A 25,726-nucleotide genomic window follows, 5' to 3' on the forward strand; every position below is an offset into this window, starting at 1 on the left:
CGCCGGGCAATAGCAGCTTTATGGCGTGACGAGCGGGAATACCGGCCGCGGTGGCTGGAAAAGCGTCAGAAAACGCTGCAGCACCAGCGGATCGCCGTCAATCTGCAGCTTGCCCTGGTCCATCAGGTCCATCGCCATGACCTGCCCGCCGACCATGCCGATCAGCGCCAGGCGCGACACGGTCAGCGTCGCGTCGGCCGCATCGGCAACACCGATTTCGTGGAGCATCACGCCATTGGCAATCGTCACCAGATGGCGCTCCTTCATGTCGGGAATGACGAAGGCGACGGTGAACGGCGCGCCGCTCGCCGCCTCCGGCTTTACCCGCACGCTCATCGTGTCGAGCAGCTGCGCGACCTGCAGGTTGGCGGCGATGCCGTTGCCGTTGACCGTCGCCGTGGTTTTCGGGCCGTCCCGCAGCTCGAGCGCGCCCGACAGGTAGAAATCGCGCCACGGCGCCGCCTCGCTGCGATAGGCCAATTGCTCATAACGCTTCGCCAGCGCCTCCCTGGCCCCGGCATCGCCCGGGTCGGCGCGAACGACATGGCCCAGCAGCGTCGCCGCCCAGCGGTCATCACCCGTCGCCGCCGCCGTGGCCGCCAACTGCATCACCTTGGCGCTGCCGCCCATCGCCGCGACATAGCGGACGGCGACGTCATTGCGCGGCAACGGGTCGAGATTGACCGGATCGCCATCGAAGGCGCCGAGATAACGCTGGTACACCGCCCGGGCGTTGAACTTCAGCGAACCATAGTTGGGCCGGTTGTACCAGGCGCGGGCGAGCGGCGCCGGCAGCTTGATCGCCTCGCCGATCTCGACGGCGTTGAGGCCGTTGTTCATCAGCCGCACGCTCTCGTTATGCACGAACGCATAGGCCTGGGCGTGGAGCAGCAGGTAGCGTGAGACCTCGTCGGCACCCCAGCGCGGCCAGAAATGCGAGGTGAAGACAACGTCCGATTTCCCGGCATAGCGGCGCCGCGCCTCCAGCAGGTAATTCGACCAGCCATGAGCGTCGCGGACCAGCGCGCCGCGCGGCGTCAGCAGATTGTGCATGGCGCCATTGGCGTTTTCCGCCATGCACAGGGCGCGCAGGCCGGGCAGGTGGAAGTTCATCTCCGCCGGCGCCTCGGTGTTCGGCGTCATCTGGAATTCAAAGCGCACGCCGTCGATGGTACGTGTGTCGCCGGTCGCCCGGATGCTGTCGTTGGGCGCGATCAGCGAGATGACACCGGCGGTGCGGGCGGGGCCGAGCCCCGCCGAGACATGGCCGGTGGCGCTGCGCGGCAGCAGCGCGCCGAACATGTACTCGGCCCGGCGCAGCATCGCCGGCCCGGCGATGACGTTTTCCGATACCGCATGCTCCATGAAGCCTTGCGGCGCGATCACGGCGACCTTGCCGGCCGCGGCATCGGCGGCGGTAATGACGCCGCCGGCGCCGCCGAAATGGTCGGCATGGCTATGGGTGTAGATGACCGCAATGACCGGCCGGGTACCGAGTTTGGCGTTGACCAGCGCCAGCGCGGCAGCGGCGGCTTCCGTCGTCGTCAGCGGGTCAACGAGGATCCAGCCGGTCTTGCCGGCGATGACCGTCATGTTCGACAGGTCATGGCCGCGGACCTGCCAGATGCCGTCCGCCACCTTGAACAGCCCGGCCTTGGCGAGCAGCGTCGCGTTGCGCCACAGGCTGGGGTTGACCGTCGCCGGCGCCGGGCCACTGAATTGCGCATCCTCGGCGAAATCGTGGAGCACCGCGCCGGCCTTGTCGCGGATCTGCGGCGCGGCCGGTCCGGCGACCAGGCCGCGGCTGGCGAAATCGAAGTCCAGCCGGTCATCCCAGTTCAGCGTCGCGGCGAGCGCGGCATTGTCGGCGATGGTGGCGGGGCTGGCGGTCGGCGCGGCATTCGCGGCGGCGGCCCAGACGAGGAGGGGGAGGAGGCTGGTCTTCATGCCGCAGACTAACGCTGCCGAAACAAGCTGCAACCTGATCAATGTATCCGCAGGATGACCGACTGGCTGGCCGTCGCCAGCAGCGTGCCGTCCTCGGCGAACAGGTGCACCCGGCCATGGGCAAAGCCCTGCGCCGTCGCATGGATGCGGATATCCGCCAGCACCCAGCGGGTCGGCACCAGCCGGGCAAAGCGGATGGTGTTGTCGAGGCTGTTGCCGCCGGCATTGGTGCCGAGCGCATTGCCGATCCCCGACGGCAGGAAGTCGCCGATGATGCCGAGGAGGATGCGGTCGACGGTCACCGACGCGTCGACCGGCGCGCACCACAGCCGGGCGATGCCGTCGGGGCTGGGGCCGCCTTCGCGGCGGGCAACGCCGAAGCGGCCGGCGGCGACGCGCTGGTGGAAGCTGCCGTTGATGTCGTCGGCGCGGCGGATCCAGTTATACTCCATCGCCGGGCAGTCCTCGGGCCGCGGCACGTCGGGCATCGCCGCCCATTGCGCCTCGGGCGCATCCGGCCGCGCGCCGAGCGCCGCGTTGACGGTGAAGATCTCGGTATCGCCGGCGCGCGCCGTCACCCGCGCCTGGCTGGTGTATTTGCCGCTGACCGGCACGACGACATCGAGATCGAGCGTCGTGCCCGGCCGCGCATAGGACAGATACTGCGCCGCCGCCCACACGGTCTGCCGCCCGGTCGCCGCCTCGATCGCCGCCAGCCCCGATGCCATGCCGGCGCCACCGAACAGGAACTGGCTGTCGGGATGGCCGACGCACAGTTGCGGCGTGACGTCGAGGCGAAAGCGCAAGGGATCGTCGGTCGGCAGCGGTAGAATAAGGCTCATGCCGCCTCGATGAAGGCGCGGATGCGATCCGTAAAGGCCGGATCGGCAAAGCGCGCGATCGGCGCCGGTGGTGCACCGCTGTCGGCAAGCAGCGCCGACGCGCGCAGCTGCAGGTCGGCGGCATCGGCGGCAACATGCAGTCCGGCGCGGTTGCCGATGCTGGCGGCGGTGGCGAGTTGGTGGTCGGTATTGTGCTCGCCTTCGCTGCGCAGGCGCGGCAGCATCAGCAGCTGCTTGCCGGCCTCGATGGCGGTGATGATCGACCCCATCCCGGCATGGGCGACGAACAATCGCGCCGCGGCGACCCGCTCGCGGTAGGCATCGACCGGCATCATCCGCACCCAGCGGGCATGGACAGGTTCATAGCTGCCGCGGCCGATCTGTATTTCGACCGGCACATCGGGGTGCGCCGCCGCCCAGGCATCCATGGCGCGGACCAGCCGATCGAACGGCATCATCGATCCGACCGACACGAAAACGCTCACAGCACGCTGCCCCAATGCTCGACCTTGGGCTCGGCAAGCTGTGGCCATTGGGTGAGAACGGCGGTGGCGACCTTGCCGGCGTGGCGGCCCGAACCCGACAGCACTTCGGAATTGGCGATACTGTCGACCCACAGCGTCCGCACGCCGAACGGCCGCACCAGGGCCAGGGCCAGCAGCGGCGGCAACGCGCCTGTGGTGATGATGACCTGCGGCCGCACGCGGATCAGGATGGCGGCAATGTCCCACAGCGCCAGTGGCAGCCGCCGTAGGTCGGCGCGGCTGACGTCACGAAAGGTCAGCAGCGGTGCCGGCGCGACATCGATGGCGGAGGCGGCATGGACGGTCGCATAGGTGACGTCGTGTTCTGCCCACGCCGGCGCCAGGCGCAGCAGCTGGACGAAATGGCCGCCACCCGAAGCGATGGCGAGCACACGCTTGCGGCCACTCACGCGGCTTGCGCCAGCCCGGCCATCGCCTCCATCGCGAGCGTGTAGCTGCGCTTCCGGGCCTGGTGATCGTGGAGAATGTTGACCAGCATAACCTCGTCGGCGCCATATTCCGCCGCCGCTGCCGCCAGCCCGGCGCGCACGGTTCCCGGCGATCCGGCAACGACGCGCCGTCCGGCGCGGCCGCGGGCAAGCTCGGGATGCTCCGCCAGCCAGGCCAGCGCGGTTTCGGGGTCCGGCACCGCGATCGAGCGGCCGGTGAGCAGGTGCGCGAACATCATCCGCGCCGGGGCCGCCAGCCGCTCGGCCTCCGCATCGGTGTCGGCAGCAACCGTCCACACCGCGATCATCACCCGCGGCTTGTCACCGGCATGGCGCGCCGTGAAGCGATGGCGATAGTCTGCCGCCACCGCGGCGCCGCCGGCGTTGATGAAATCGGCAAAGCAATAGGGCAGCCCGAGATCGCCGGCGAACAGCGCGCTATCGGGCGACGAGCCCAGTACCCAGGGCTCGGGCACCTCGGGCAGGCCCGGCAGCGTCATGGCATAGGGTGCGAACGGGTGGTCGCCGGGCAGGCTGTTCTCGAGATAGCCGATCAGCTCCGCCAGCTGCTGCGGGAAATCATAGGGCGCCTGCTGGCGGCGGTCGCGCTGCAGCGCGATGGCGGTGCGCTGGTCGCTGCCCGGCGCGCGGCCGAGCCCCAGGTCGATGCGGCCCGGATACAGCCCGGCGAGCAGGCTGAACTGTTCGGCGACCTTCAACGGCGAGTAATGCGGCAGCATGATACCGCCCGAGCCGATGCGCATGCGGCTGGTGGCGGCAGCGACGGCGGCGATCAGGATCTCGGGCGCGCTGCCGGCCAGCGCCGGGGAGGCGTGATGCTCGGCGAGCCAATAGCGGTGATAGCCGAGCGCTTCACAATGCCGGGCGAGGTCGATCGAATTGGCCAGCGCCGCCGACGGCGTCGTGCCGGCCGCGATCGGCGTCTGGTCGAGAACGGAGAGTATCACCAGCGCACGCCCAGCCGCTTGCGGGGCCCGGGACGGCCGGGCAGCTCAGCCAGGATGGCCGCCCTGTCGGCTTCGCTCGCCAGCGGCCAGCGGGTAATCTCGTCGACGGTGCGGCGACAGCCCTCGCACAGCCCGGTGCGGGCATCGATGCGGCAGACATTTGTACAGGGCGAACGCACGGGCTGGAGATCCATGTCCCCTGTTATGGTGGCGTCGATGACATTTGTCACCGTTGCCGGACCGCCTTCACGACAAGATAAAGCAGCAGGCCGACGGGCCCAGCGACAAAGGTGAGGGCGAGGCAGGGCAGCAGCAGCCAGTGCGGCACCCGCGCCTTGGGCGCGTCCGCCGTTTCCCAGCTGCCGACGAACAGGTCGAATGCCAGGTAATGCACCCAGCCGGCCAGCAGCGCCTGCGGGGTCGACAGCAGCAGCCGCACCCCGGCCAGCGTGTCGAAGCCGGCCCCTTCCGCCATGCCGCCGCCGCCGGCGAGGCCGGTGACCACCAGCGTGAAATAGAAACCGCAGAGCAGCGCCGCCACCAGCCGGGCACCGAGGACGGCCCACTCGCGCCGCAGCGGCGCCAGCACAAGCAGCACCCAGCCGATCAGCGCGCCGGTGCTGGCGATCGAGAAGAGCTTTTCGAAGTCCATCGCGGCAGCGTCGCCGCACGCCGCCGGCCGGTCAAGCCGGCGCGGCAGATTCACACCCGAGGGAACTGCCCCCGAAAGCGGACGTTGAGCGGATGCGTTCCGATTTTCCAGACAGAAGGTGCTCCGCCATGGCCAAAGCCGCTTCCAAGATTTCCGACAAGATCACCACCGATAGCGAAGCCCAGCCGCAGTTCCGCGTCGACTATCGCGAGATCCAGCCGTTCGGCACGCTGAAGGACCTGCCGATTGCGCTCGAGGGCAACGCCCGCAGCCAGAGCGTTGCCGCGCTGAACCAGGTTCTGGCCGAAACCATGACGATCCGCGACCTGTACAAGAAGCATCACTGGCAGATGTCCGGCGCCACTTTCTATCAACTGCACCTGCTGCTCGACAAGCATTACGAGGAGCAGGCCGCTCTCGTCGACCTGATCGCCGAACGCATCATGATGCTGGGCGGCCTGTCGATCGCCATGGCCCCCGATGTTGCCGAGATGACGACGATCCCGCGTCCGCCCAAGGGCCGCGAGGACGTACCGTCGCAGCTGTCGCGCCTTCTCGAAGCTCATGAGATCATCCTCAAGGCCTCGCGCGAGATGGCCGACGAGGCCGATGAGGCGGGCGACGACGGCACCAACGACATTCTCGTCAGCAATGTCATCCGCACCAATGAATCGCAGGTCTGGTTCATCGCCGAACATCTGGCCGAGACCAACCTGACCCGTCCCAACGCCTGACCCAACGCCTGACCCAACGCCTGAACCAACGGAGGCCATCATGTCAGATCATGAAACGGTGCATCGCGACGATGCACCGGACGCTGCTTTGCGCGATAACGCCGACCGTGCCGAGGCGAGCAGAGGCAAGGTCGCGGTCGGCGACCAGGTTACCGCGCGCAGCGTGACGATCGCCCGGCCGCGGCAGGAACTTTACGACTATTTTCGCGATTTTCAGAACCTGCCGTCCTTCATGGAAAACATCGTCCGGGTCGACGTGGCCGATGATCGGCATTCGCATTGGGTCGTGAAGGCCCCGGCGGGCGCCACCGTCGAGTGGGACAGCGTCATCACCCAGGAAACCCCCGGCAGTGAGTTTGCCTGGACGTCCGAGGGCGACATCACCAACAGCGGCCATGTCCAGTTCGCGGACGCCGGCGATCGCGGCACCGTCGTGACGGCGACGATCGCCTATGATCCGCCGGCCGGCATGATCGGCAAGGCGGTCGCGAAGCTGTTCGGCCGCGAGCCGGCGATCCAGTCGCGCCACGACCTGCGGCGGCTGAAGCAATTGATGGAAACCGGCGAAATCAGCACCGGCGCGCGCAATGCCGCGCTGGCGGAAAAGGAATAGGCGATGCGCGCACTCACCTGGCACGGCAAGCACGACGTCCGCGTCGATACCGTCGACGACCCCGGCATCGTCAATCCGCGTGATGCCATCATCAAGGTGACGTCGACCGCAATATGCGGCTCGGACCTGCACCTTTATGATCACTATATTCCGACCATGAAGGCCGGCGACATTCTGGGCCATGAGTTCATGGGCGAGGTTGTCGAGGTCGGGCCGAAGAGTACGCTGAAGAAGGGCCAGCGCGTCGTCGTCCCCTTCGTCATCGCTTGCGGCAGTTGCTATCATTGCAAGAAGACGCAGTATTCGGCGTGCGACAACGGCAATCCGCCCGAAAACCAGGACTTGGGCGAAAAGGTTTACGGTCAGGGCATGGCCGGGCTGTTCGGCTATTCGCACCTGACCGGCGGCTATTCGGGTGGCCAGGCCGAATATGTGCGCGTGCCATATTCGGATGTCGGCCCGATCGTCATTCCCGATGGCATCGACGACGACAAGGTGCTGTTCCTGTCGGACATCCTGCCGACCGGCTGGATGGCGGCGGAAAATGCCGATATCGAGCCCGGCGATACCGTCGCCGTCTGGGGTTGCGGCCCGGTCGGGCTGTTTGCCGTGCAGTCGGCATTCCTGATGGGCGCCGCCCGCGTCATCGCCATCGACCATTTCCCGCACCGGCTCGAGCTGGCGAAGAAATTCGGCGCCGAGACCATCGATTTCGAGATCACGGACGTGGCGCTCGCCCTGCGCGAGATGACCGGCGGTGTCGGTCCGGATGCCTGCATCGATTCGGTCGGCCTCGAGAGCCATGGCCTGTTTGCTGACAATGTCATCGACCAGATCAAGGTCTCGACCTTCCTCGGCACCGATCGCCCGCACGCGCTGCGCCAGGCGGTCTATGCCTGCCGAAAGGGTGGCCGCCTATCGGTGCCCGGCGTCTATGGCGGCTTCCTCGACAATTTTCCGATGGGCGCCATCATGGAAAAGGGCCTGACGCTGAAGACCGGCCAGACCCATGTGCAGCGCTACCTGCCCGGACTGCTGACGGCGATCCTCGAAGGCAAGATCGACACCACCTTCCTCATCAGCCACCGCATGCCGCTCGAGCAGGCGCCCGAGGCTTACAAGATGTTCCACGACCAGCAGAACGACGTCACCAAGGTCGTGCTGAAGCCCGGGATGGCGCTGGCGGCGTAAGCACCTCTTGCACTGTCCGCACGGCATATTAACCTGTGCGGACAGTTGCGGGAGAGAGTCATGCGCCACCTGATTCTTGCCGTCGCCGTGCTCGCCGCGCCCTTGGCGGCAGCGCCGGTGTCGCTTGCCGATCGCCCCGCCGAAGCGGTGGCACTCGATACGGCGCGCAAGCCGGTCGAGGTCCTTGCCGCCAGCGGCATCAAGCCCGGCGACCGTGTCCTCGATGTCATGGCTGGCAATGGTTACTACACCGAATTGCTGTCACGCGTTGTCGGACCCACCGGCCGTGTGACCGCGCTGGAACCGCCGCCGTTCCTCGAAGATCCCAAGGCACTCGCCAACTGGGATGCGCTCACCAGGCGTGACACGAACGTTACCCTGTTGAAGGCCATGCCGGCCGACGTGCCATTCCCCACCGGCCTCGACGTCGCCTTTTTCCACCTGACCTATCACGACCTCTACTGGCAGAGCGACAAGTATAAGTTCCCGCGCATGGACCCGGCGGCGTTCAACGCCAGGCTGTTCCAGGCCATGAAGAAGGGCGGCAGCGTCATCGTCATCGACCATGTCGGCGTCACCGGCTTGGATGCGCGCGAACAGGCCGACAAGACGCACCGCATCGACCCGGCAGTTGTCCGCGCCGATTTCGAGAAGGCGGGGTTCAGATACGCCGGCAGCAGCCCGGTGCTGCAGACCGCCGGCGACGACCCGACCAAGCTGGTGTTCGACCCGGCCGTGCGCGGCAAGACCGACCGTTTCCTCTATCGCTTCACCAAACCCTGAGGGCGTCAGAACGGGATCTTGACGTTGACCATGGCGCGATTGCTGACGACGCCGTTCGGCAGCGCGAACGGGGCGGCCGTCATGCTGCCGCGAACTTTGCCGATGATGCCGGTCTCGGCGACCAGCGGCGTGTCGTAGCTGGTCTGCGGCAGCGGCTGGAGCCGGTTGCGATCGACTGGCTCCCGCCGCCCGCAGACGACGATCTCGTCACCCGTGCCGCGGCAGCCCGTTGCCGGTTTCAGCTTGCGAAGGTCGAAATCGGCCAGAGCGTCGATTCCCGGTGTGGCAAGCTGGAGCATGAGCAGCAACGACCAGGCCATGGCGTTCCCCGCAACGCCGGGTTGCGGTCGCTATCAGCGGTGACTTTGCGGCAGCATTGCGGTCACCTCGATCTCGATCCGCATCGCCGGGTCGATCAATCCGGCGACGACCATCGTCGACGCCGGCGGGCTGGCGCCGAAGGTCGCGCGCAACTGCGGCCAGCATCGCTCGAAATCGCTGCGTTCCGGCGCGTAATAGGTGACGCGTACGACATCGGCGAAGCCGGCCCCGGCCTCGGCCAGCGCGGCGGCGATGATCGCCAGCGCATTGGCGCACTGGCCCTCGACATCGGCGGGCAGGTCACCCGTTACCGGATCACGACCGACGGTACCGGCGACGAAGACGAACGGCGGCTGCACCACGGCGCGGCAATAGCCGACCATCGCCTCGAACGGCGACCCGGAATGGATATGGCGGCGGGTCAGAGTCGAGGGCTCATCAGGGCCGGCGGCGCAGGGGCGCGGGCGGCGCCGCGAGCACCAGGCCATCGGCCGACGGTGCCTCGCTGGCCAGCCGGTCCATGACGGCATCCGACAGGTCGTCGGGCTCGGCAAAGTTCTGCGCAACCGTCGTCTGTTCGCCGCGAGAACGCCGGGTCAGCACCGAAAAGCCGGTATCGAGCAAATCGGAGACATTGCCGTCGCGCATCATGCGGTTCGGCCCACCGAGCACGACGGCGATCAGCCGGACCCCGTCATGCGCCGCCGATGCCGCCAGGGTGAAGCCGGCGGCGTTGGTGAAACCGGTCTTGATGCCGTCGACGCCGGGCAGGGTCTTCAGCAGATGGTTGTGGTTGCCGATCTGCTGGCCTTCATATTCATAGGCGACCTGGCTGAACAGCGGATAGCGTTTCGGGAAATCGCGGATCAGCGCCCGCGACAGGGTAGCGATGTCGCGCGCCGTCGTGACATGCCCGGCGTTCGGCAGGCCGGTCGCATTGACGAAGGTGGTGCGCGACATGCCGAGCCGGCGCGCCTCGCGCGTCATCCGCGCGGCGAATTCGGTGTGGCTGCCCGAGATATACTCGGCCAGCGCCACGGCGATGTCGTTGGCGGATCGGGTGGCGACCACGCCCATTGCATCGCGCACGCTGATCGTCGCGCCGGGCCGCAACCCGAGTTTCGACGGCGGCTGCGAGGCGGCATGGCTGGAAATGCGGATCTCGTCGCTCTCGCGGATATTGCCGGCCTTCAGCTCCTGGAAGGCGACATAAAGCGTCATCACCTTGGTGATCGACGCCGGAAAGCGGGTTTCATCGGCCTGGCGGGCGTACATCACTTCGCCGGTGTCGCTATTGATCAGGATCGCGGCATATTTCGGCACGGCGTAGAGGCTGGCGCCACCACCCGGGGCCGCGACGGCAAAAGCCATCGCCGCCGCCACCAGTTTTGCGAAACTTCTAAAGCGCAATGCGCAGATCCTCGAATAGTCCCCTGTTACGCCTAGACTATAGCGGATTGGGGCGGCTGCGAAGGCCCCGCCGGACTCGTGTCACCGCATCCCGCCGTCGCCCTGTCGTCATCGCCCCATTGCGCCGCGCCGCGCAGCCTGTCATTGCCCACCGGCCATGACCGCTCCTAACCAGCGGCGTACCTTTGCGATCATCTCGCATCCCGACGCCGGCAAGACCACGCTGACCGAGAAACTTCTGCTGTTCGGCGGCGCCATCCACATGGCCGGCGAAGTCCGTGCCCGCGGCCAGAATCGCCGGGCGCGGTCGGACTGGATGAAGATCGAGCAGGCGCGCGGCATCTCCGTCACCTCGTCGGTGATGACTTTCGAGCGTGGCGGCATGACCTTCAACCTGCTCGACACGCCGGGCCACGAAGACTTTTCCGAAGACACCTATCGCACGCTGACCGCGGTCGATTCCGCCGTCATGGTCATCGACGCGGCGCGCGGCATCGAGGCGCAGACGCGCAAGCTGTTCGAGGTGTGCCGGCTGCGCGACGTGCCGATCCTGACCTTCATCAACAAGGTCGATCGCGAAGGCCGCGACCCGTTCGCGCTGCTCGACGAAATCGCCGACATGCTGGCATTGGACGTCGCGCCGCTCAACTGGCCGGCCGGCATGGGCGGGGAATTCAAAGGCCTGTACGACCTCAGGACCCACAAATTCCTGAAGCCCGACGGCACCGGCACCAATGCGGCGGGCGAAACAGTGCAGACAACCGGCCTCGACGATCCGCTGATCGACACGCTGTGCGGGCCGATCGCCGAGCGGCTGCGCGACCAGGCCGAGCTGGCGCTGGGCGGCTATGCGACGCTCGATGCCGATCTGTACCGCAAGGGCGCGCTGACGCCGGTCCTGTTCGGGTCGGCGCTGAAGGATTTCGGTGTCGAGGCCCTGATCGACGCGCTGGCCGAGTTCGCGCCCAGCCCACGGCCGCAGCCGGCGCTCCCGGCCGCCGTCGATCCGCTCGATCCGCAGGTGTCGGGCTTCGTGTTCAAGGTGCAAGCCAACATGAACCCGCAGCACCGCGACCGCATCGCCTTCCTGCGCATCGCCTCCGGCAAGTTCCGCCGCGGCATGAAGCTGCGCCAGGTCGCCACCGGCAAGGCCATCGCCATCAACTCGCCGATCTTCTTCTTCGCTCAGGACCGCGAGATCGCCGACGAGGCCTTTCCCGGCGACATCATCGGCATCCCCAACCACGGCGTGCTGCGGGTCGGCGACTCCCTTGTCGAAAAGGACGACGTCACCTTCACCGGTATCCCCAATTTCGCGCCCGAGATCCTGCGGCGCGTCAAGCTCGGCGACCCCACCAAGTCGAAACAGCTGCGCACCGCGCTGACCGACATGGCCGAGGAAGGCGTGACCCAGCTGTTCAAGCCGCTGCTCGGCAGCCAGTGGATCGTCGGCGTCGTCGGCCAGCTGCAGCTGGAGGTGCTGATCTCGCGACTGGAAGCCGAATATCGCGTCGCCGCGTCGTTCGAGCCCAGCCCCTACGAGACGGCGCGCTGGATCGCCGGCGAACCGGCGGCGTTGAAACAGTTCATGGAGGACAATCGCCCGGCAATGGCGGAGGATCGCGACGGCGCCCCGGTGTTCATGGCACGCGATGCGTGGGAATTGCGCTATGTCACCGACCGTGAAACCGCCATCCGCTTCAGCGCCACGCGCGAACGGGCCTGAATGACGCCGGCGCCCGACAGCATGGGGTCGCCGGAGCTGGAGCCCGCGCCCGCGCCCGCGGAGACTCGGACAGTCTGGCAGCGTGCCCGACCGAAACTGCTGCCCGCCGCCGCGATCACCCTCGGCATCGTGCTGGCGCTGCTCGCCTGGCTGGTTACCAGCGCGCCGCTGGGCCGCGCACTCGAACCGGCGCGCAAGCCCTCGCTGGTGCTGACCGCCATCGATGGCCGCCCGATCGCCCGGCGCGGCGATTACAAGGAAGCGCCGGTCGATATCGCGCAGCTGCCGAAGTATGTGCCCGGCGCGCTGATCGCCATCGAGGACCGGCGTTTCTATAATCACTGGGGCATCGATCCGCGCGGCATCGCCCGGGCGCTGACCCGCAATGCGCAGGGGTCGGGCTATACCCAGGGCGGCTCGACGCTGACCCAGCAGCTCGCCAAGACCAGCTTTCTCAGCCCCGAACGCACGATCAAGCGCAAGCTGCAGGAAATCATCATCGCCTTCTGGCTGGAGGCGCGGCTGACCAAGGACGAGATCCTCAACCGTTACCTGTCGAGCGTCTATTTCGGCGATGGCGCCTATGGCATCCGTGCCGCGGCACGGGTGTATTTCGACAAGGATCCGGAGGACCTGTCGCTCGGCGAGGCGGCGATGCTCGCAGGGCTGGTGCAGGCACCGTCGCGCCTGGCGCCGAGCCGCCATCTCGAGGACGCCCGGGCCCGCGCGCGCCTGGTGCTGCAGGCGATGGTCGAAACCGGCGCGCTGACCGCGGCCCAGGCCGCCGCCGCCCGCCCGGCGCGCTATGAACCAGGTCGCAAGGCGCTGCCGAGCGGCAGCTATTTCGCCGATTGGGCGCTGCCCCAGGCGCGCGCTGCCGCCGGCGAGGCCGATTATGGCGATGTCGTCGTGCAGACGACCCTCGACCCCAGGCTGCAGCGCGCTGCCGAACGCGCCGTGGCCGATGCCGTCGCCGGCAGTCGCGGCCTCGATGTCGGCCAGGCGGCGCTGGTTGCCATGCGTCGCGACGGCACCGTCGTCGCGATGGTCGGCGGTACCGATTACGACGTCACGCCGTTCAATCGCGCCACCCAGGCGATGCGCCAGCCCGGATCGTCGTTCAAACTGTTCGTCTATCTCGCCGCGCTCAACGCCGGAATGCGGCCCGGCGACATGGTCGATGACGAGCCGATCACCATCGACGACTACAGCCCCAAGAACGACGATGGCCGTTATCGCGGCCGTGTCAGCCTCGCCACTGCCTTTGCCGCCTCGTCGAATGTCGTTGCCGTGCGGCTGGCGCAGCAGGTCGGCACCGCAGCGGTCATCGAGCAGGCGCGCAAGCTGGGCGTGACGGCACCGATCAGCGAATATCCGGCGATGGCGCTCGGCACTTCGCCGATTACCCTGCTCGAGATGACCCAGGCATTTGCCGCGGTCGCGCGCGGCAACCGCCCGGTCAAGGCCACGGCGCTGGCGCGTCCCCCCGCCACCGGAGTCCTGGCGACAGTCCGCAATGCCGCCGAAGTTCTCACCCCCTGGCCGGCGCGGGCGCCGATGCTGGAGCTGCTGCAGTCGGCGGTGCGCAACGGCACCGGCAACGCCGCGCGGCTGTCGATCCCGACCTATGGCAAGACCGGCACCACGCAGAACCATCGCGACGCGCTGTTCATCGGCTTTGCCGGCGATCTGGTCGTCGGCGTCTGGGTCGGCAACGACGACAACAGCCCGATGAACGGCGTCGTCGGCGGCAGCGTGCCCGCAAAGCTGTGGAAACGCTTCATGACCAGCGCCCTGCAAGGCGATGAAGCCCCGCGATCCGGCCGGCGTGACGAGCCGATCGGCGACCTGATCGACGCCGTCGCCGGTCCCGATGCCGGGGATGCCGCCGATGCCATCACCGGCATCATTACCGACGCCGCCGACGGCACGGTCGACATCGATCGGATCGACGGGGCTGCGCGGGCAATCGACCGGGCGACCGCGCCGTTGGAGCCGGAATCCGTGCCGGAACCGGAACCGCAACCACCGGGTTGATGGGACGATTGCGGCAACCTGTCAAAATGAGCGCGGAACGGATTGCGTCATCAGACATTGAATGTCGCAGTTGCCACGAGAGAGCCCATGCCGTTGCCTACCATCCTGATTGTCGAGGACGAAATCTTCGTCGCGCTCGACATAGAGCGCGTCCTCGCCGACGCGGGCTATACGGTTGCGGCCATCGCGGCCGACCGGGCCGAGGCGTTGGCCGCCGCCGCGCATGCCGATCTCGCCTTTGTCGATCTCAACCTGCGGGACGGGCCGACCGGGCCACAGTTGGCGCGAGACTTGGCCGGGCGCGGCATCAAGATCGTCTATGTGACGGCAAATCCGGCGCAGATCGCTGCACCGGCAGACACCGCCATCGGCTATATCCGCAAGCCGTTCCGCGACGAAACGATCCTCAACGCCGCCGCGGCCGCGCTTGCCGGCATCGCGCCGGCCGATCCGGACCTTATGCTGTTCCCCGCTGCAAACGACGACGCATTGCGGCCCTCGGTATCGTCAGGGTAACGACAAGCCCCTCGGGACGCCAGTCGCGGTCGAGGGTACCGCCGAGTTGCCTGACCACACTCAAGGTCATCAGTCGCGCACCAAAGCCGTCGACGAGCGGGGCCGCGACCGTGGGACCGCCGCGTTCCGTCCATACCACCCTGACACCGTCCACGATCGGCTGCAGATCGATGTCGACGGTCCCGTGGAGCGTCGACAATGCGCCATATTTGGCAGCGTTGGTGGCCAGTTCATGGAACACCAGCGCCAACGGCGTCGCCGAACGATCGTCGATCTCCGGATCATCGCCCCGCACCTTTATGCGTGAGCGGCCGGCGATGCCATAGGGCGCAAGCAATTGCTCCAGCATGCCGTGCAAATGGCCCTGGGGCTGCGCCGGTGCCGACGCCGCACTGTGCGGGCGGACGAAGTCATGGGCCCGTCCCAACGATAGAATGCGCTCACGCAGTTCGTCAGCGACCGGCTGCAGTTCCGGCCGCGCCTGGGCGACCATGCCGACCAGCCCGCCGATGACCGAAAATATGTTCTTTATGCGGTGGCTCAACTCGTGCGAGATGATCTCGCGCTGCTCGAGCGCCAGCTTGTGGTCATGGATGTCGGTACAGGTCCCGAACCAGCGCGTGATGCGGCCATCGGGGCCGCGCATCGGCAGCGCCCGGCCGAGCACCCAGCGATATTCGCCATCGGCGCTGCGCAGGCGATATTCGATGTCATAGGGGTCGCCGGTGTCGAGACTGTGCTGCCAAAGTTCGCGGGCCCGTTCCTGGTCCTCGGGATGGAACATGCCGTTCCAGCCTTCACCATCGGTCGATCCGGCCGGCATGCCGGTGAATTCATACCAGCGGGCGTTATAATAGTCGTGATAACCGTCGGGCAGCGTCGACCACACCATCTGCGGCATCGTGTTGGCGAGAACGTGAAAACCGTCGTCTTGCGTCGGCGACGCAGCCTCTATCGGGGACAGGGATGACATGCGTTTCCGTCTGCTGCGGCGTCGATAACGTACCAAGGCCTGTGCACGCAACGCGGGAAAACCGTTCCGGCTCCGCAGTCAGCGGTGAAGCCGGTGGCCGGTGCGCTACACCGACAGCAGCCGATGACGACCATGGTCGAACCGATGATATGGGATGGGCCGGGCGGCGTCACCAGCGCCGGCAGCGACCTCCGCCAGGATGGCGCGGGTAATCGAGGGCAGGTCGAGCGCCGCCGCCGCCTCCCAATCGAACCAGGCGATTTCATCGAGCTCGCCCGAACCTGCGCCAGGGTCGAGGCTGACGAGGTGATCGGCGTCGACAGTGAAGAAGCGCGCATCGAAACGCCGGGTCCGCGCCGGCGGCGTGATGGCGCGCGCAACGAAGCGCAGCGGCGCCAGGTCGGGCAAATGGCCGGTGCCGAGAAAGTCCCGCCATTCGCTGCTGCGCGTCGCGGCGCGGCCCGGACGGCCGACGATCAGCCCGGTCTCCTCGAACGTCTCCCGGATCGCCGTGGCAGCAAGCGCCCGGGCGCGGGGCAACGCACAGGTCCGCGCCAGCGGTTCCGCAACATCGGGGTGGAGATCCGACGCCGTCGCCACGCGAAAATCCGACGGGTGGATGCGACCGCCCGGGAACACCCATTTGTCGGGCATGAAGGCATGGCCACGTACCCGCCGGCCCATCAGCACGCGCGGCACCGGGCCGTCGCGGCGGATGACCAGCAGCGTCGCGGCATCGCGCGGCCGGATATGCGGCAGCCGGCGGTCGGGGGCGTCTTCGATCATGGCCATCGGACCATCATAGGTCACAGGCGGCGCGCGGCAACCTGCGACCTATTGGCGACCGCCCGGAACGCGGGCCGTCCGGACGGCGTTTGCGACAAACCTTGCAATCAATTCAGGAGCACCACCATGGATCGCGCCTCGATGCTGCCGGCCCTCAACCTGTTCACGCTGGTCGCCGTCTTCCTCGCCATCGTCATCGCCTTCGCCGTCTACTGGAGCAAACGGTCGAACCGCGCGCCCAAGGACGGCGGCCCGCCGACCGAAGATGGCTCCGTCTAGGCGCTAGACGAGCGTCGCCAGCGCCGAACGGTCGAACTCCTTGAGTTCGGCCATTCGGCCATCGCGGACCTTCAGCGCCCAGTCGGGATCGACGATCAGCGCGCGGCCGACCCCGACCAGGTCGAACTCCTTGCGTTCCAGGCGCTCGAGCAGGTTGTCGATGCTCGCCGGCTCCGATTTCTCGCCGCCGAAGCCCGCGATGAATTCGCCCGACAGGCCGACGCTGCCGACGGTGATGGTCGGTACGCCGGTCAGCTTTTTCGCCCAGCCGGCGAAATTGAGGCCGGCATCGCCGTCGAGTTCGGGGAATTCCGGCTCCCAGAATCGACGCTGCGAGCAATGCAGGATGTCGGCACCGGCATCGACCAGCGGCTGCAGCCAGGCCGTCATCTCGTCGGGCGTTGTGGCGATGCGATAGGCGAAATCCTGCTGCTTCCACTGCGAGATGCGAATGATGACCGGGAAATCGGGGCCGACGGCGGCACGCACCGCCTTCAGGATCTCGGCGGCAAAGCGCCCGCGGTCGGCGATCGTCGGTCCGCCGAAGCTGTCGGCCCGGGCATTGGTGCCTTCCCAGAAGAACTGGTCGATCAGATAGCCATGGGCGCCGTGCAGCTCGACCGCGTCGAAGCCCAGCCGTTTCGCCTCGGCGGCGGCGCGGGCAAAGGCGGCGATGGCATCGGCGACGTCGCTGTCGGCCATCGCCTTGCCGAACGGCTTGCCGGGCTTGAACAGGCCCGACGGGCTTTCCTGTTCGGGTGGTGCCGGGTTGGCGTGGTTGATGGCGGCGCCGACATGCCAGAGCTGCGGCGCGATCAGGCCGTGGCCGGCGTGGGTTTCGGTAACGACCTTGCCCCAGCCGGGCAGCGCATCGCCGAAGAAATGCGGGACGTTGGGATCGTTGGTCGAACCGGTGCGCTCGACGCCTGTGCCTTCGGTGACGATCAGCCCGACACCGCCTTCGGCACGGCGGCGGTAATAGGCCGCGACATCGTCGCCCGGGATGCCGCCCGGCGAAAAGCTGCGGGTCATCGGCGCCATCACGATGCGGTTTGGCAAGTGCAGCCCCTTGAAGGCGAAGGGCTGGAACAGCGGGTTGGTCATGGGCAACGGGCCTCTGATCGATTGTTTCGTCGGCCGAGGTAAAGCGCCGGCGCCCGGGCTGCAAGCCGGCCATGCCAAAGCATATCTTGTCGCCGCCGCGCCCGATGCTTGCCCGCCGGGGCGGAGCCGCCTAGAGGGGCCGGCTGAATTCAACAAAACTGGAAACGCCGCCATGTCCGGGGACACCCCCCAGACCGATCTGCCGCTTTCGTTCGGTTCGCTGCTGCGGCTGGCGACGCCGGTCGTCGTGTCGCGCGTTGGCATCATGGCGATGGGCCTCGTCGACGCGGTGATCGTCGGGCAATATTCGGCGACGCAACTCGGCTACCAGGCGCTCGGCTGGGCGCCGACCGGCGTCGTCATCACCACCTCGGTTGGCCTGATGTCGGGCATCCAGGTGATGACGTCGCTGGCCATCGGCGAGGGTCGCGCCGCCGACACCGGCGCCATCCTGCGCCGCGGCATCGCCTATGCCTTCTGGATCGGCGTCGTCGCGGCGGCGGTGCTGGCGGGCCTCGGCGGCCCGGTCATGCACCATATCGGCCTCGATCCGGCGCTCGCCGACGGTGCGACGCCGGTGCTGCAGGTGCTGGCGCTGTCGATGATACCGATCCTCATCGCCGACGGTGGCATCTTCTGGCTGGAGGCGCATGGCCGCGCCGTGCCCGGCATGATCGCCATGTTCGGCGCAAATGTCGTCAATCTGGCCATCAACCTGTGGCTGGTGCCGGGCGACAGCGGGCTTCCTGTGGACGGCGCCGTCGCCAGCGCCTGGGCGACGCTGATCTCCCGCGTCGCGCTGCTGGTGTTCGTCTGGGTGCTGATCGCCAGCTGGTCGCAGGCCCGGTCGCTGGGCGTCTTTGCCCGGGCGCCGCGCGATCCCCTGGCCGCAGCCGCCATGCGGCGCATCGGCTATGGCGCCTCGATGAGCTATTTCGTGGAGGCCGGCTCCTTTGCCGCCATGTCGGTCATCGCCGGCTGGCTGGGCGCGCTCGCCGTCGCCAGCTGGGCGATCGTGCTCAACATGGCGGCGCTGATCTTCATGGTGCCGCTGGGACTGGCGACCGCGACCAGCGTGTTCGTCGGCCGCGCCTATGGCGCCGGCGATCCGCCGGGGGTGCGCCGCGCGGCGCGCATGGGCTTTGTCGCGACGGTGGCGGCGACGCTGCTCATCTGCGCCATCGTCGGCTTCGGCAACCAGCTGATCGCTGCGGGCTACACCAGCGACCCGGAGGTCCGGCGCGTCGCGGCGGCGGCGCTGCTGCTGTCGTGCCTGTTCTTCGTCGCCGATGGCCTGCAGGTCGTCGGCTCGCAGGCGTTGCGTGCGCAATCCGATGTCTGGATGCCGACGGCCACGCATTTCGCCAGCTATCTGCTGGTGATGATGCCGCTCGGCTATGCCTTTGCCATCCTGCTCGGGCTGGGCGTCAACGGCATCGTCTGGGCGGTGATCGTCGCGTCGCTGGTATCGGCGAGCCTGCTCTGGGGCCGATTCCTGTGGCTGACGCGGCCTAGCTTCGCAACGCCTCGATCGGGCTGAGCTTCGAGGCGCGGGTCGCCGGCCACCAGCCGAAGAAGATGCCGATCGACGCCGACACCGCGAACGCCACGGTAACGGCATACAGCGTCACTGCGGTATCGAAGCCGATCGCCTTGCCCGCCAGCATGGCGAGCCCGGTGCCGGCGGCGACGCCGATTCCGCAGCCGATCAGCGACAGCATCAGCGCCTCCAGCAGGAACTGCAGGCGCACGGCGGCGCGCGACGCGCCGATCGCCATGCGGATGCCGATCTCCCGCGTGCGCTCCGTCACGCTGACCAGCATGATGTTCATGATGCCGATGCCGCCGACGACCAGCGAGATCGATCCGATGGCGGCGAGCAGCAGCGAGATGGCGCGGGTCGTAGTGCTCAGCGTGTCGGTGATCGCGGTCAGGTTGGCGACCGAGAAATCATCCTGGTCATCACCCTTCAGCCGGTGCAACTGGCGCAGCAGCAAAGTGATGTCGCGCTCGACCTGGTCGAGCGCTTCGGCCGAGCTGACCGATACCGAGATGCTGCGGATCGAGCGGCGAAAGGCATTGCCCTGCAGCAGGCGCAATGCCGTCGTCAGCGGCACGATGATGACATCGTCGCGGTCCTGGCCGCCGAACCCTTGGCCGCGCTTGGCCATCACGCCGATGACCTGCAGGCTGACGCCTTTCACCCGCACCATCTGGCCAAGCGGATCGTTGGCGCCGAACAATTTGTCGGCGACGGTCTGCCCGATGACGGCAACGCGCGCGCCGGCGCGTTCCTCGCGGTCGCTGAACACCCGGCCGTCGCCCGCCGTCCATTCGTTGACGAGGAAATAGGCCGGCACCGAGCCGGTGACCTGCGTCGACCAGTTGACCGGCCCCGCCACCGCCTGCGCCGCCGGCACCGTCGTCGACGGCGCCGCAGCGACGACATTGTCGATACGGGCGATGGCCTCGGCATCCTCGATCCGCAGCGTCGCGCCCGATCCGGCGCCGCCGCTCAATGGCCCCTGCCGGCTGCTGCCGGCGGTGACGATGAGCAGGTTGGAACCGAGACCGGAGATCGAGTCGGACACCTGTTTCTGCACGCCGCCGCCGATGGCGAGCATCAGGATGACCGCGGCGACGCCAATGATCATGCCGAGCATGGTCAACGCCGAGCGCAGCCGGTTGGCGATGAGGGCGCCCCAGGCTTCCGCGAGCATGGTGCCGATCATGTCGGCACGCCACCAGAGACCGTGCCGATCATGCCACCACCTCAGGCTCGGCATGGCCGTACAGTGCCGCCTCGGTCGGCGGCCCGTCGTAGAACACTCGCCCGTCCTGGATGCGGACGACACGATTGGTGGCGCGCGCCACCTCGGGATCATGGGTGACGATCACCACCGTTACGCCCTTGTCGTCGTTGAGCGCGCGGAACAGCGCCAGCACCTCGACGCCGGTCCTGGTGTCGAGCGCGCCGGTCGGTTCGTCGGCGAGCAGCAATTGCGGATCATTGGCCAGGCTGCGCGCCACCGCGACGCGCTGCTGCTGGCCGCCCGACAGCTGGCTGGGCCGCGACTTCGGCTTGTCGCCGAGGCCGACGCTGTCGAGCAGCACCTGCGCCCGTGCCGCCCGATCGCGCGCCGACACGCCCGAATAGACCATCGGCAGTGCGACATTGGCCAGCGCCGACAGCCGCGGCAGCAGGTTGAACTGCTGGAAGACGAAACCGATGCCCGCGTTGCGCAGCTTGGCCAGCGCGCTTTCCGACAGCGTCGCCGTGTCGGTGCCTTCGAAGCGATAGCTGCCGGTGGTCGGCGTATCGAGGCAACCGATGATGTTCATCAGCGTCGACTTGCCCGACCCCGATGGCCCCATGATCGACATGAATTCGCCGGCATGGACATCGAGGTTGACCCCATGCAGGGCGCGGAACGTCCCGGCCTCGGACCGATAGTCCTTGATGACATCGACGAGGCTGAGCAGCGCCGTCATTTGCGCCGGGTCGTGCTCGTCGTGTCGTCCTTGGCGTTCTTGTACTTGCTCTCGGGCGGACCGGAAAAGATGCCGCCCTTTTTCGCATCCTCGACGCCCTTGCCGATGATGATGCGGTCGCCGGGCTTCAGCGGCCCGGCCACGACTTCGCTCGAATCGCTGTCGGAGGCGCCGAGCTTCAGCTGCCGCGGCTCGGCCGTGGTGCCGACTTCGACGAACACCGTCACCTCGTCGGGGTCGCGCGGGCGGTTGCGGGCAGCGCGGACCGGCTTCCATCCCTCGGGCTTGAACGACAACGCGGCGTTGGGCAGCAGCACGACATTGCGCTTTTCGGCGACGATGAAGCTGGCATTGGCGGTCATCCCCGGCAATAGCGCGCCATCGGGGTTCGCCGCCATGACGATGACGGTATAGGTGACGACATTCTGCTGGGTGGTCGGGTTCAGCCGGATTTGCTGGACGGTGCCGCGGAACTGCCGCGCGCCATAGGCATCGACCGTGAAGTTGACCGGCTGACCCGGCTTCACCCGGGCGATATCGGCCTCCGCCACCGACGCCTCGATCTGCATCTGGGTCAGGTCACGGGCGATCTGGAACAGCGTCGGCGTGTTGAACGAAGCGGCGACGGTCTGGCCGATATCGATCTGCCGGCTGATGACGATGCCCGAAACCGGCGACTTGATGACACTGAAATCGAGATTGGCGGCATCGAGCCGGACCCGCGCTTCGGCTTGGGCGACCGACGCGGCCGAGGTCTTGGCGGACGCCAGCGTCGTTTCGTAATCCTGCCGGCTGATATAGTCCTTCGTCACCAGTTCGGCCGCGCGCCGGGCATTGGCGGCCTGCAGCGCCGCCGTGGCGCGGGCGTTGGCGAGGCTGGCCTGGCTCGACTGCAGCTGGGAGATGAACAGCGCTGGATCGAGCCGCAGCAGGATCTGGCCGGCGACGACGCGGTCGTTGAAATCGGCATAGAGCGACTGGACGGTGCCCGACACCTGGGTGCCGACCGACACGACCCGCACCGGGTTGATGACGCCGTTGGCGGTGATCTCCTCGGTCAGGTCGCCGCGCGCGATGGTCGCCGTCTTGTACGGGTCGATGACCGGCGGCGGGTTCAATGCGCGCCAGGCAAACCATGCGACGACCGCCGCGACGGCGACCCCGAGGATGATCCATCTCCGCCGTGTCACGTCAGGTCACCGTTCCGCATCGATCGCCTCCCCGATGCCGCCGATCGCGCGCGCCAGATTGGCATTGGCGTTGCGGACGTTGAATTCGCTCTGCACCAGCTGTTGCCGCGCCGAGGCCAGCGCGCTTTGCGCGTTGAGCAGATCGGCGAACAGCCCGACGCCGGCACGATAGCGGCCCTGCGCCAGATTGGCCGATTCGGTCGCGCTGGCGATCAGCACCCGCGCCGTCTCCAGGCTGGCGAGCGCAACCCTCAGGCTGACAAAATTCGTATAAACCGACAGCCCGGCCTGCTGGCGCGTCTGTTCGGCCAGCGCCGCCTGGCGCTCCGCCTCGGCGCGGGCCGAAGCGATACTGTAGCGCTGGTTGAAGCCCGAAAAGATCGGGATCGACAGCGTCAGCCCGATGTTGCCGCTGTTGCTGTTGAAGCGCGTGTCGGTCGCCGACAGGTTGTTCGACGCGGAGACGCCGACACTCGGCCGCCCGGCCGACAGCTGGGCCCGGACATCGGCCTCGGCACCGGCGACATTGGCGCGCGCCGCGACAAGATCGGGGCGCAGCCGCTCGGCATCGGCGATCAGCGCATCGGCGCCCGATTGCAGCAACTGCCCGGTGGCGAGCGGCGCCGGCGCGGCGAGATCGAGCCGGGCCTGTGGCGGCAGGCCGATGGTCACCGCCAGCTGCGCCGCCGATGTCTCGAGGTTGCCGCGGGTCTGGATCAGCTGCAGCTCGGCCTGCGACAGCGACGTTTCGGCCTGCAACCGGTCGGCACTGGTCGCAACGCCGGCATTGCGCCGCGCCGCAGCCAGGTCGCGCGACTGCCGGGCAAAGGCGACATTGGCGATGTTGGCGGTCTCGACGGCGCGATTGGCGAGGAGGCCGTTATAGGCCGCCACGGTATCGAGCACGACGCCCTGTGCCGCATCGGCATATTGCGCCAGCGCGGAACGCTGCCGGGCCGTCGCGGAGGCGACCCGCGCGGCGCGGCCGCCGCCATCGAACAGCAGATAATTCACGGCCAGATTGGCGCCGCTGTTGACGCTGCTGCCGTCGCCGAAGCCGCCGTTGGTGTCGATACGGTTGAGCGTCGGGCCGATGGCGAGATCGATCGTCGGCAGATAGGCCGATCGCGCAATGCCGATGCCGGCGGCGGCACCGCGCACGCCGGCCCAGGCCACCGCGGTCTGCGGGTTGCGGCACAGCGCGATGTCGACCAGATCGGGCAGGGTCAGCGGCCGGGCCGGCACCTCGCCGCACGCCGCCTGGCCACCGCTGACCGGCGGCCGCGTGACCGGGATCAGCCCGCGCGGATCGTCATGGGTCACCGGAATGGCCGGTGCCGCAATGGCCGCCGCAAGGAGTGGGATCAGAAGGGGCATGAAGTCGGGACTGTCCTAGCGCATTCCCACACTGCGCCGCCAGTGACGTTGTTACCCCACCGACATCATGCCGCGATCTTGACGCGCCGCGCGCCTGCCGCCGTCTCACGCACCAGGTCGGCCACATAGGGCTCGAAATTGACCTGCATCGTGTGACGCCGGCTGGCGTAGTAGTGCGCCTGGTATTTCCTTTCGTCCTCGACGATCACCCGCGCCATCGCCGCCGGGTCAGGCAGCGCATAGCGGCCGGTCAGATACGCCACCAGCAGCTTCGATTGCTGCTCGGCGAGATTGACCAGTGTCGGCAGCGCCTGCGCCAGCCCCATGAACCACAGGCCGTGCAGCGCCGGGTCGGCCTGGACCATGCGCTTGAACAGCGGGATGTGGTTGTCGGTGACCGGCGCGTCCTCGGGCTTCAGGAACGGAAAGTCGATATTGTAGCCGGTGGCGGTGATGACGATGTCCACCCGTTCGCGGCTGCCGTCGGTGAACACCACGTCGCTGCCGTCAAAGCGTTCGATCGCCGGCTTCGGCGTGATGTCGCCGTTCGACATCCGGGTCAGGAATTCGCCGCTGACCGTCGGATGGGCGTCCAATGGCCGGTGATCGGGCGTCGGCAGGCCGTAATCCTCCATGCGGCCGATGGCACGGATGACGGCGCGGCGGCCGAGCGCGCGGGCCAGCGGCAACGGGAACCACGACGGCATCGGCGTCTTGTCGACGGGCTTGCCGTTGAGGAACTTGGGCAGCACCCAGACACCGCGGCGCGTCGACACGAACAGCTTTTCGGTTAGTGACCGCTGGCCGAGCTCCGACGCGATATCGACGGCGCTGTTGCCCAGGCCGACGACGACCACCCGCTTGCCGACGCAATCGACGGGCGCGAACGGGGTCTTGTAGTCATGGGCGTGGATGATGGTGCCATCGAATTGCCCCGGCCATTCCGGGCGGTTCGGCGACCAATGGTGGCCGTTGGCGACCACGACAGTGTCATACGCTTTGGTGCCGTGACGGGTCGTCACATCCCAGCGGCTATCTGCCCGCCGCGTCGCGGCGGTCACCGGCGTTTCGAACTGCACCAGCTCGCGCAGGCCGAAATGATCGACATAGGCGTTGAAATAGCCGGCGATCAGGCTGTGATGCGGGAAATCAGGCCAGTCCGCCGGTATCGGAAACTCCTCGAACTGCAGTCGGGTCTTCGACGTGTCGATGTGCAGCGACTGGTACGCCGAGCTCATGCCATTGGGGTTCTGGTACGCCCAGTTGCCGCCGATCCGGTCCGATGCCTCGAACCAGTCGAAGTCGAGCCCGGCATCGCGCAGCCGCTTGGCGGTGGTAAAGCCGGAACAACCGGCGCCGATCAGGGCAATGGACATGACCGGAGTGTAGCGCCGCCGGGCCCGCGCGAAACCCATCATCGTGGCAGGACGTTCACCAGCGACAGCGCCCAAGGAAATCCATGACCAAGCCCATCCGCATCGCCCGCCAGCCGGCGACCAGCCTCGTCGCCATCTGCGGGAAATGCAGCCGGAAAGTCGGCGGCGGTTTCGGTGCCGACGGCGACCAGCCGCTCGGCAAGGCGCTCAGGAGGGCGCTGCAGCTGCCCAAGCCCAAGCATGCCCGCGTGCGCCTCGTCGAAGCCAAATGCCTCAAGCTCTGCCCAAAGGGCGCCGTTGCCGTCGTCGACAGCCGCGATCCCGGCGGCATCCTCGTCATCCCCGAGCGCACTCCGGTGCTCGAGGTGGCGGCGCGCCTGGGCCTGATCGCCGTCCCAGGCTGACGGGCATAGCCTAGGGCTGCTTCCGCCGCTAA

28 protein-coding genes are annotated in these 25,726 nt (G+C 67.7%); 10 read left to right on the top strand and 18 right to left on the bottom strand.

The window, feature by feature from the left end; translation table 11 throughout:
- Window positions 1-18: 18 nt before the first annotated feature.
- The 7 genes from ACP7AI_RS09920 to ACP7AI_RS09950 are packed head-to-tail and all read right to left on the bottom strand — an operon-like array spanning window position 19 to window position 5,382.
- Window positions 19-1,947: an alkyl/aryl-sulfatase gene (locus ACP7AI_RS09920; RefSeq protein ID WP_426166854.1), complete on the bottom strand. Its 1,929-nt coding sequence runs from the start codon at window positions 1,945-1,947 to the stop codon at window positions 19-21.
- Between the two features lie 38 nt (window positions 1,948-1,985).
- Entirely contained in the window at window positions 1,986-2,789 is an 804-nt protein-coding gene (locus tag ACP7AI_RS09925; protein WP_426166856.1) for an acyl-CoA thioesterase, read from the bottom strand.
- A complete protein-coding gene (locus ACP7AI_RS09930) occupies window positions 2,786-3,274 on the bottom strand; it encodes a glycosyltransferase (RefSeq protein ID WP_426166858.1) in 489 nt (162 codons plus the stop codon). Before ACP7AI_RS09930 ends, ACP7AI_RS09925 begins: the two co-directional genes overlap by 4 nt.
- Entirely contained in the window at window positions 3,271-3,723 is a 453-nt protein-coding gene (locus ACP7AI_RS09935) for a UDP-N-acetylglucosamine--LPS N-acetylglucosamine transferase (protein ID WP_426166860.1), read from the bottom strand. Before ACP7AI_RS09935 ends, ACP7AI_RS09930 begins: the two co-directional genes overlap by 4 nt.
- Window positions 3,720-4,730 carry an LLM class flavin-dependent oxidoreductase gene (locus ACP7AI_RS09940; protein ID WP_426166862.1) on the bottom strand — a complete coding sequence of 337 codons (1,011 nt, stop codon included), beginning with the start codon at window positions 4,728-4,730 and terminating at the stop codon, window positions 3,720-3,722. The genes ACP7AI_RS09935 and ACP7AI_RS09940 overlap by 4 nt, the downstream gene beginning before the upstream one ends.
- Window positions 4,727-4,924 (bottom strand): DUF1289 domain-containing protein, encoded by a 198-nt coding sequence (locus ACP7AI_RS09945; RefSeq protein ID WP_426166864.1) that lies wholly within the window; start codon window positions 4,922-4,924, stop codon window positions 4,727-4,729. Before ACP7AI_RS09945 ends, ACP7AI_RS09940 begins: the two co-directional genes overlap by 4 nt.
- A gap of 32 nt (window positions 4,925-4,956) precedes the next feature.
- Window positions 4,957-5,382, bottom strand: coding sequence for an ABA4-like family protein (locus ACP7AI_RS09950; RefSeq protein WP_426166866.1), 426 nt, complete (start codon window positions 5,380-5,382; stop codon window positions 4,957-4,959).
- 128 nt (window positions 5,383-5,510) lie between these two features.
- Here ACP7AI_RS09950 and ACP7AI_RS09955 point away from each other — a divergent pair, with 128 nt between their 5' ends.
- From ACP7AI_RS09955 to ACP7AI_RS09970, 4 genes are read left to right on the top strand one after another with little or no spacing between them, the layout of a single operon-like run.
- Window positions 5,511-6,116, top strand: a complete 606-nt coding sequence (locus ACP7AI_RS09955; protein ID WP_426166868.1) for a Dps family protein — start codon at window positions 5,511-5,513, stop codon at window positions 6,114-6,116.
- A 40-nt stretch (window positions 6,117-6,156) separates the two neighbouring features.
- Window positions 6,157-6,729 carry an SRPBCC family protein gene (locus ACP7AI_RS09960; RefSeq protein WP_426166870.1) on the top strand — a complete coding sequence of 191 codons (573 nt, stop codon included), beginning with the start codon at window positions 6,157-6,159 and terminating at the stop codon, window positions 6,727-6,729.
- A 3-nt stretch (window positions 6,730-6,732) separates the two neighbouring features.
- Window positions 6,733-7,920, top strand: coding sequence for a zinc-dependent alcohol dehydrogenase (locus tag ACP7AI_RS09965; protein ID WP_426166872.1), 1,188 nt, complete (start codon window positions 6,733-6,735; stop codon window positions 7,918-7,920).
- Window positions 7,921-7,980: 60 nt separating this feature from the next.
- Entirely contained in the window at window positions 7,981-8,703 is a 723-nt protein-coding gene (locus ACP7AI_RS09970) for a class I SAM-dependent methyltransferase (RefSeq protein WP_426166874.1), read from the top strand.
- 5 nt (window positions 8,704-8,708) lie between these two features.
- On the opposite strand, the gene ACP7AI_RS09975 is transcribed toward ACP7AI_RS09970, so the two are convergent.
- Genes ACP7AI_RS09975 through ACP7AI_RS09985 form a run of 3 tightly spaced genes read right to left on the bottom strand, consistent with a single transcriptional unit; the run spans window position 8,709 to window position 10,434 of the window.
- Window positions 8,709-9,011, bottom strand: a complete 303-nt coding sequence (locus ACP7AI_RS09975) for a 5'-nucleotidase (RefSeq protein WP_426166876.1) — start codon at window positions 9,009-9,011, stop codon at window positions 8,709-8,711.
- A 45-nt stretch (window positions 9,012-9,056) separates the two neighbouring features.
- Window positions 9,057-9,407 carry a Rid family hydrolase gene (locus tag ACP7AI_RS09980; RefSeq protein ID WP_426166878.1) on the bottom strand — a complete coding sequence of 117 codons (351 nt, stop codon included), beginning with the start codon at window positions 9,405-9,407 and terminating at the stop codon, window positions 9,057-9,059.
- Between the two features lie 55 nt (window positions 9,408-9,462).
- On the bottom strand, window positions 9,463-10,434 hold the full coding sequence (locus ACP7AI_RS09985) for a D-alanyl-D-alanine carboxypeptidase family protein (protein ID WP_426166880.1): 972 nt from the start codon (window positions 10,432-10,434) through the stop codon (window positions 9,463-9,465).
- Between the two features lie 157 nt (window positions 10,435-10,591).
- Here ACP7AI_RS09985 and ACP7AI_RS09990 point away from each other — a divergent pair, with 157 nt between their 5' ends.
- The 3 genes from ACP7AI_RS09990 (at window position 10,592) to ACP7AI_RS10000 (ending at window position 14,713) form a co-directional block, all read left to right on the top strand.
- Window positions 10,592-12,160, top strand: a complete 1,569-nt coding sequence (locus tag ACP7AI_RS09990; RefSeq protein WP_426166882.1) for a peptide chain release factor 3 — start codon at window positions 10,592-10,594, stop codon at window positions 12,158-12,160.
- Window positions 12,161-14,197, top strand: a complete 2,037-nt coding sequence (locus ACP7AI_RS09995) for a transglycosylase domain-containing protein (protein ID WP_426166884.1) — start codon at window positions 12,161-12,163, stop codon at window positions 14,195-14,197.
- A gap of 87 nt (window positions 14,198-14,284) precedes the next feature.
- A complete protein-coding gene (locus ACP7AI_RS10000) occupies window positions 14,285-14,713 on the top strand; it encodes a response regulator (RefSeq protein ID WP_426166886.1) in 429 nt (142 codons plus the stop codon).
- Here the strand turns inward: ACP7AI_RS10000 and ACP7AI_RS10005 are convergent.
- Both ACP7AI_RS10005 and ACP7AI_RS10010 read right to left on the bottom strand, forming a co-directional pair.
- Entirely contained in the window at window positions 14,655-15,686 is a 1,032-nt protein-coding gene (locus ACP7AI_RS10005; protein WP_426166888.1) for a PAS domain-containing protein, read from the bottom strand. The genes ACP7AI_RS10000 and ACP7AI_RS10005 overlap by 59 nt on opposite strands.
- A gap of 105 nt (window positions 15,687-15,791) precedes the next feature.
- Window positions 15,792-16,478, bottom strand: a complete 687-nt coding sequence (locus tag ACP7AI_RS10010) for an NUDIX hydrolase (protein WP_426166890.1) — start codon at window positions 16,476-16,478, stop codon at window positions 15,792-15,794.
- A gap of 120 nt (window positions 16,479-16,598) precedes the next feature.
- On the opposite strand from ACP7AI_RS10010, the gene ACP7AI_RS10015 reads away from it, so the two are divergent.
- Window positions 16,599-16,751 (top strand): hypothetical protein, encoded by a 153-nt coding sequence (locus ACP7AI_RS10015; RefSeq protein WP_426166892.1) that lies wholly within the window; start codon window positions 16,599-16,601, stop codon window positions 16,749-16,751.
- 3 nt (window positions 16,752-16,754) lie between these two features.
- Here ACP7AI_RS10015 and ACP7AI_RS10020 read toward each other — a convergent pair whose 3' ends face one another.
- A complete protein-coding gene (locus ACP7AI_RS10020; protein WP_426166894.1) occupies window positions 16,755-17,855 on the bottom strand; it encodes an NADH:flavin oxidoreductase in 1,101 nt (366 codons plus the stop codon).
- 172 nt (window positions 17,856-18,027) lie between these two features.
- On the opposite strand from ACP7AI_RS10020, the gene ACP7AI_RS10025 reads away from it, so the two are divergent.
- Complete coding sequence (locus ACP7AI_RS10025) at window positions 18,028-19,395, top strand: MATE family efflux transporter (protein WP_426166896.1); 1,368 nt, start codon at window positions 18,028-18,030, stop codon at window positions 19,393-19,395.
- On the opposite strand, the gene ACP7AI_RS10030 is transcribed toward ACP7AI_RS10025, so the two are convergent.
- The 5 genes from ACP7AI_RS10030 to ACP7AI_RS10050 all read right to left on the bottom strand — a co-directional run bounded on the left by ACP7AI_RS10030 (window position 19,367) and on the right by ACP7AI_RS10050 (window position 25,290).
- Window positions 19,367-20,587, bottom strand: coding sequence for an ABC transporter permease (locus ACP7AI_RS10030; protein ID WP_426166898.1), 1,221 nt, complete (start codon window positions 20,585-20,587; stop codon window positions 19,367-19,369). The genes ACP7AI_RS10025 and ACP7AI_RS10030 overlap by 29 nt on opposite strands.
- A 28-nt stretch (window positions 20,588-20,615) precedes the next feature.
- A complete protein-coding gene (locus ACP7AI_RS10035) occupies window positions 20,616-21,347 on the bottom strand; it encodes an ABC transporter ATP-binding protein (protein ID WP_426166900.1) in 732 nt (243 codons plus the stop codon).
- Window positions 21,344-22,537: an efflux RND transporter periplasmic adaptor subunit gene (locus ACP7AI_RS10040; protein ID WP_426166902.1), complete on the bottom strand. Its 1,194-nt coding sequence runs from the start codon at window positions 22,535-22,537 to the stop codon at window positions 21,344-21,346. Before ACP7AI_RS10040 ends, ACP7AI_RS10035 begins: the two co-directional genes overlap by 4 nt.
- A 6-nt stretch (window positions 22,538-22,543) precedes the next feature.
- Window positions 22,544-23,914: a TolC family protein gene (locus tag ACP7AI_RS10045; RefSeq protein ID WP_426166904.1), complete on the bottom strand. Its 1,371-nt coding sequence runs from the start codon at window positions 23,912-23,914 to the stop codon at window positions 22,544-22,546.
- Between the two features lie 65 nt (window positions 23,915-23,979).
- Entirely contained in the window at window positions 23,980-25,290 is a 1,311-nt protein-coding gene (locus ACP7AI_RS10050) for a flavin-containing monooxygenase (RefSeq protein WP_426166906.1), read from the bottom strand.
- Between the two features lie 83 nt (window positions 25,291-25,373).
- Between ACP7AI_RS10050 and ACP7AI_RS10055 the strand changes: the two genes are divergently transcribed.
- Complete coding sequence (locus ACP7AI_RS10055; RefSeq protein ID WP_426166908.1) at window positions 25,374-25,694, top strand: (2Fe-2S) ferredoxin domain-containing protein; 321 nt, start codon at window positions 25,374-25,376, stop codon at window positions 25,692-25,694.
- Window positions 25,695-25,726 lie beyond the last annotated feature (32 nt).

It is taken from the genome of Sandarakinorhabdus sp. DWP1-3-1, assembly GCF_049896705.1.
Classification (GTDB): domain Bacteria; phylum Pseudomonadota; class Alphaproteobacteria; order Sphingomonadales; family Sphingomonadaceae; genus Sandarakinorhabdus.

Coding starts and splice junctions, on each gene's coding strand:
- ACP7AI_RS09920 (WP_426166854.1), bottom strand. CDS start 1,947: ATGAAGACCAGCCTCCTCCCCCTCCTCGTCTGGGCCGCCGCCGCGAAT.
- ACP7AI_RS09925 (WP_426166856.1), bottom strand. CDS start 2,789: ATGAGCCTTATTCTACCGCTGCCGACCGACGATCCCTTGCGCTTTCGC.
- ACP7AI_RS09945 (WP_426166864.1), bottom strand. CDS start 4,924: ATGGATCTCCAGCCCGTGCGTTCGCCCTGTACAAATGTCTGCCGCATC.
- ACP7AI_RS09950 (WP_426166866.1), bottom strand. CDS start 5,382: ATGGACTTCGAAAAGCTCTTCTCGATCGCCAGCACCGGCGCGCTGATC.
- ACP7AI_RS09955 (WP_426166868.1), top strand. CDS start 5,511: ATGGCCAAAGCCGCTTCCAAGATTTCCGACAAGATCACCACCGATAGC.
- ACP7AI_RS09960 (WP_426166870.1), top strand. CDS start 6,157: ATGTCAGATCATGAAACGGTGCATCGCGACGATGCACCGGACGCTGCT.
- ACP7AI_RS09965 (WP_426166872.1), top strand. CDS start 6,733: ATGCGCGCACTCACCTGGCACGGCAAGCACGACGTCCGCGTCGATACC.
- ACP7AI_RS09970 (WP_426166874.1), top strand. CDS start 7,981: ATGCGCCACCTGATTCTTGCCGTCGCCGTGCTCGCCGCGCCCTTGGCG.
- ACP7AI_RS09980 (WP_426166878.1), bottom strand. CDS start 9,407: ATGGTCGGCTATTGCCGCGCCGTGGTGCAGCCGCCGTTCGTCTTCGTC.
- ACP7AI_RS09990 (WP_426166882.1), top strand. CDS start 10,592: ATGACCGCTCCTAACCAGCGGCGTACCTTTGCGATCATCTCGCATCCC.
- ACP7AI_RS09995 (WP_426166884.1), top strand. CDS start 12,161: ATGACGCCGGCGCCCGACAGCATGGGGTCGCCGGAGCTGGAGCCCGCG.
- ACP7AI_RS10000 (WP_426166886.1), top strand. CDS start 14,285: ATGCCGTTGCCTACCATCCTGATTGTCGAGGACGAAATCTTCGTCGCG.
- ACP7AI_RS10005 (WP_426166888.1), bottom strand. CDS start 15,686: ATGTCATCCCTGTCCCCGATAGAGGCTGCGTCGCCGACGCAAGACGAC.
- ACP7AI_RS10010 (WP_426166890.1), bottom strand. CDS start 16,478: ATGGCCATGATCGAAGACGCCCCCGACCGCCGGCTGCCGCATATCCGG.
- ACP7AI_RS10015 (WP_426166892.1), top strand. CDS start 16,599: ATGGATCGCGCCTCGATGCTGCCGGCCCTCAACCTGTTCACGCTGGTC.
- ACP7AI_RS10020 (WP_426166894.1), bottom strand. CDS start 17,855: ATGACCAACCCGCTGTTCCAGCCCTTCGCCTTCAAGGGGCTGCACTTG.
- ACP7AI_RS10025 (WP_426166896.1), top strand. CDS start 18,028: ATGTCCGGGGACACCCCCCAGACCGATCTGCCGCTTTCGTTCGGTTCG.
- ACP7AI_RS10030 (WP_426166898.1), bottom strand. CDS start 20,587: ATGATCGGCACCATGCTCGCGGAAGCCTGGGGCGCCCTCATCGCCAAC.
- ACP7AI_RS10035 (WP_426166900.1), bottom strand. CDS start 21,347: ATGACGGCGCTGCTCAGCCTCGTCGATGTCATCAAGGACTATCGGTCC.
- ACP7AI_RS10045 (WP_426166904.1), bottom strand. CDS start 23,914: ATGCCCCTTCTGATCCCACTCCTTGCGGCGGCCATTGCGGCACCGGCC.
- ACP7AI_RS10050 (WP_426166906.1), bottom strand. CDS start 25,290: ATGTCCATTGCCCTGATCGGCGCCGGTTGTTCCGGCTTTACCACCGCC.
- ACP7AI_RS10055 (WP_426166908.1), top strand. CDS start 25,374: ATGACCAAGCCCATCCGCATCGCCCGCCAGCCGGCGACCAGCCTCGTC.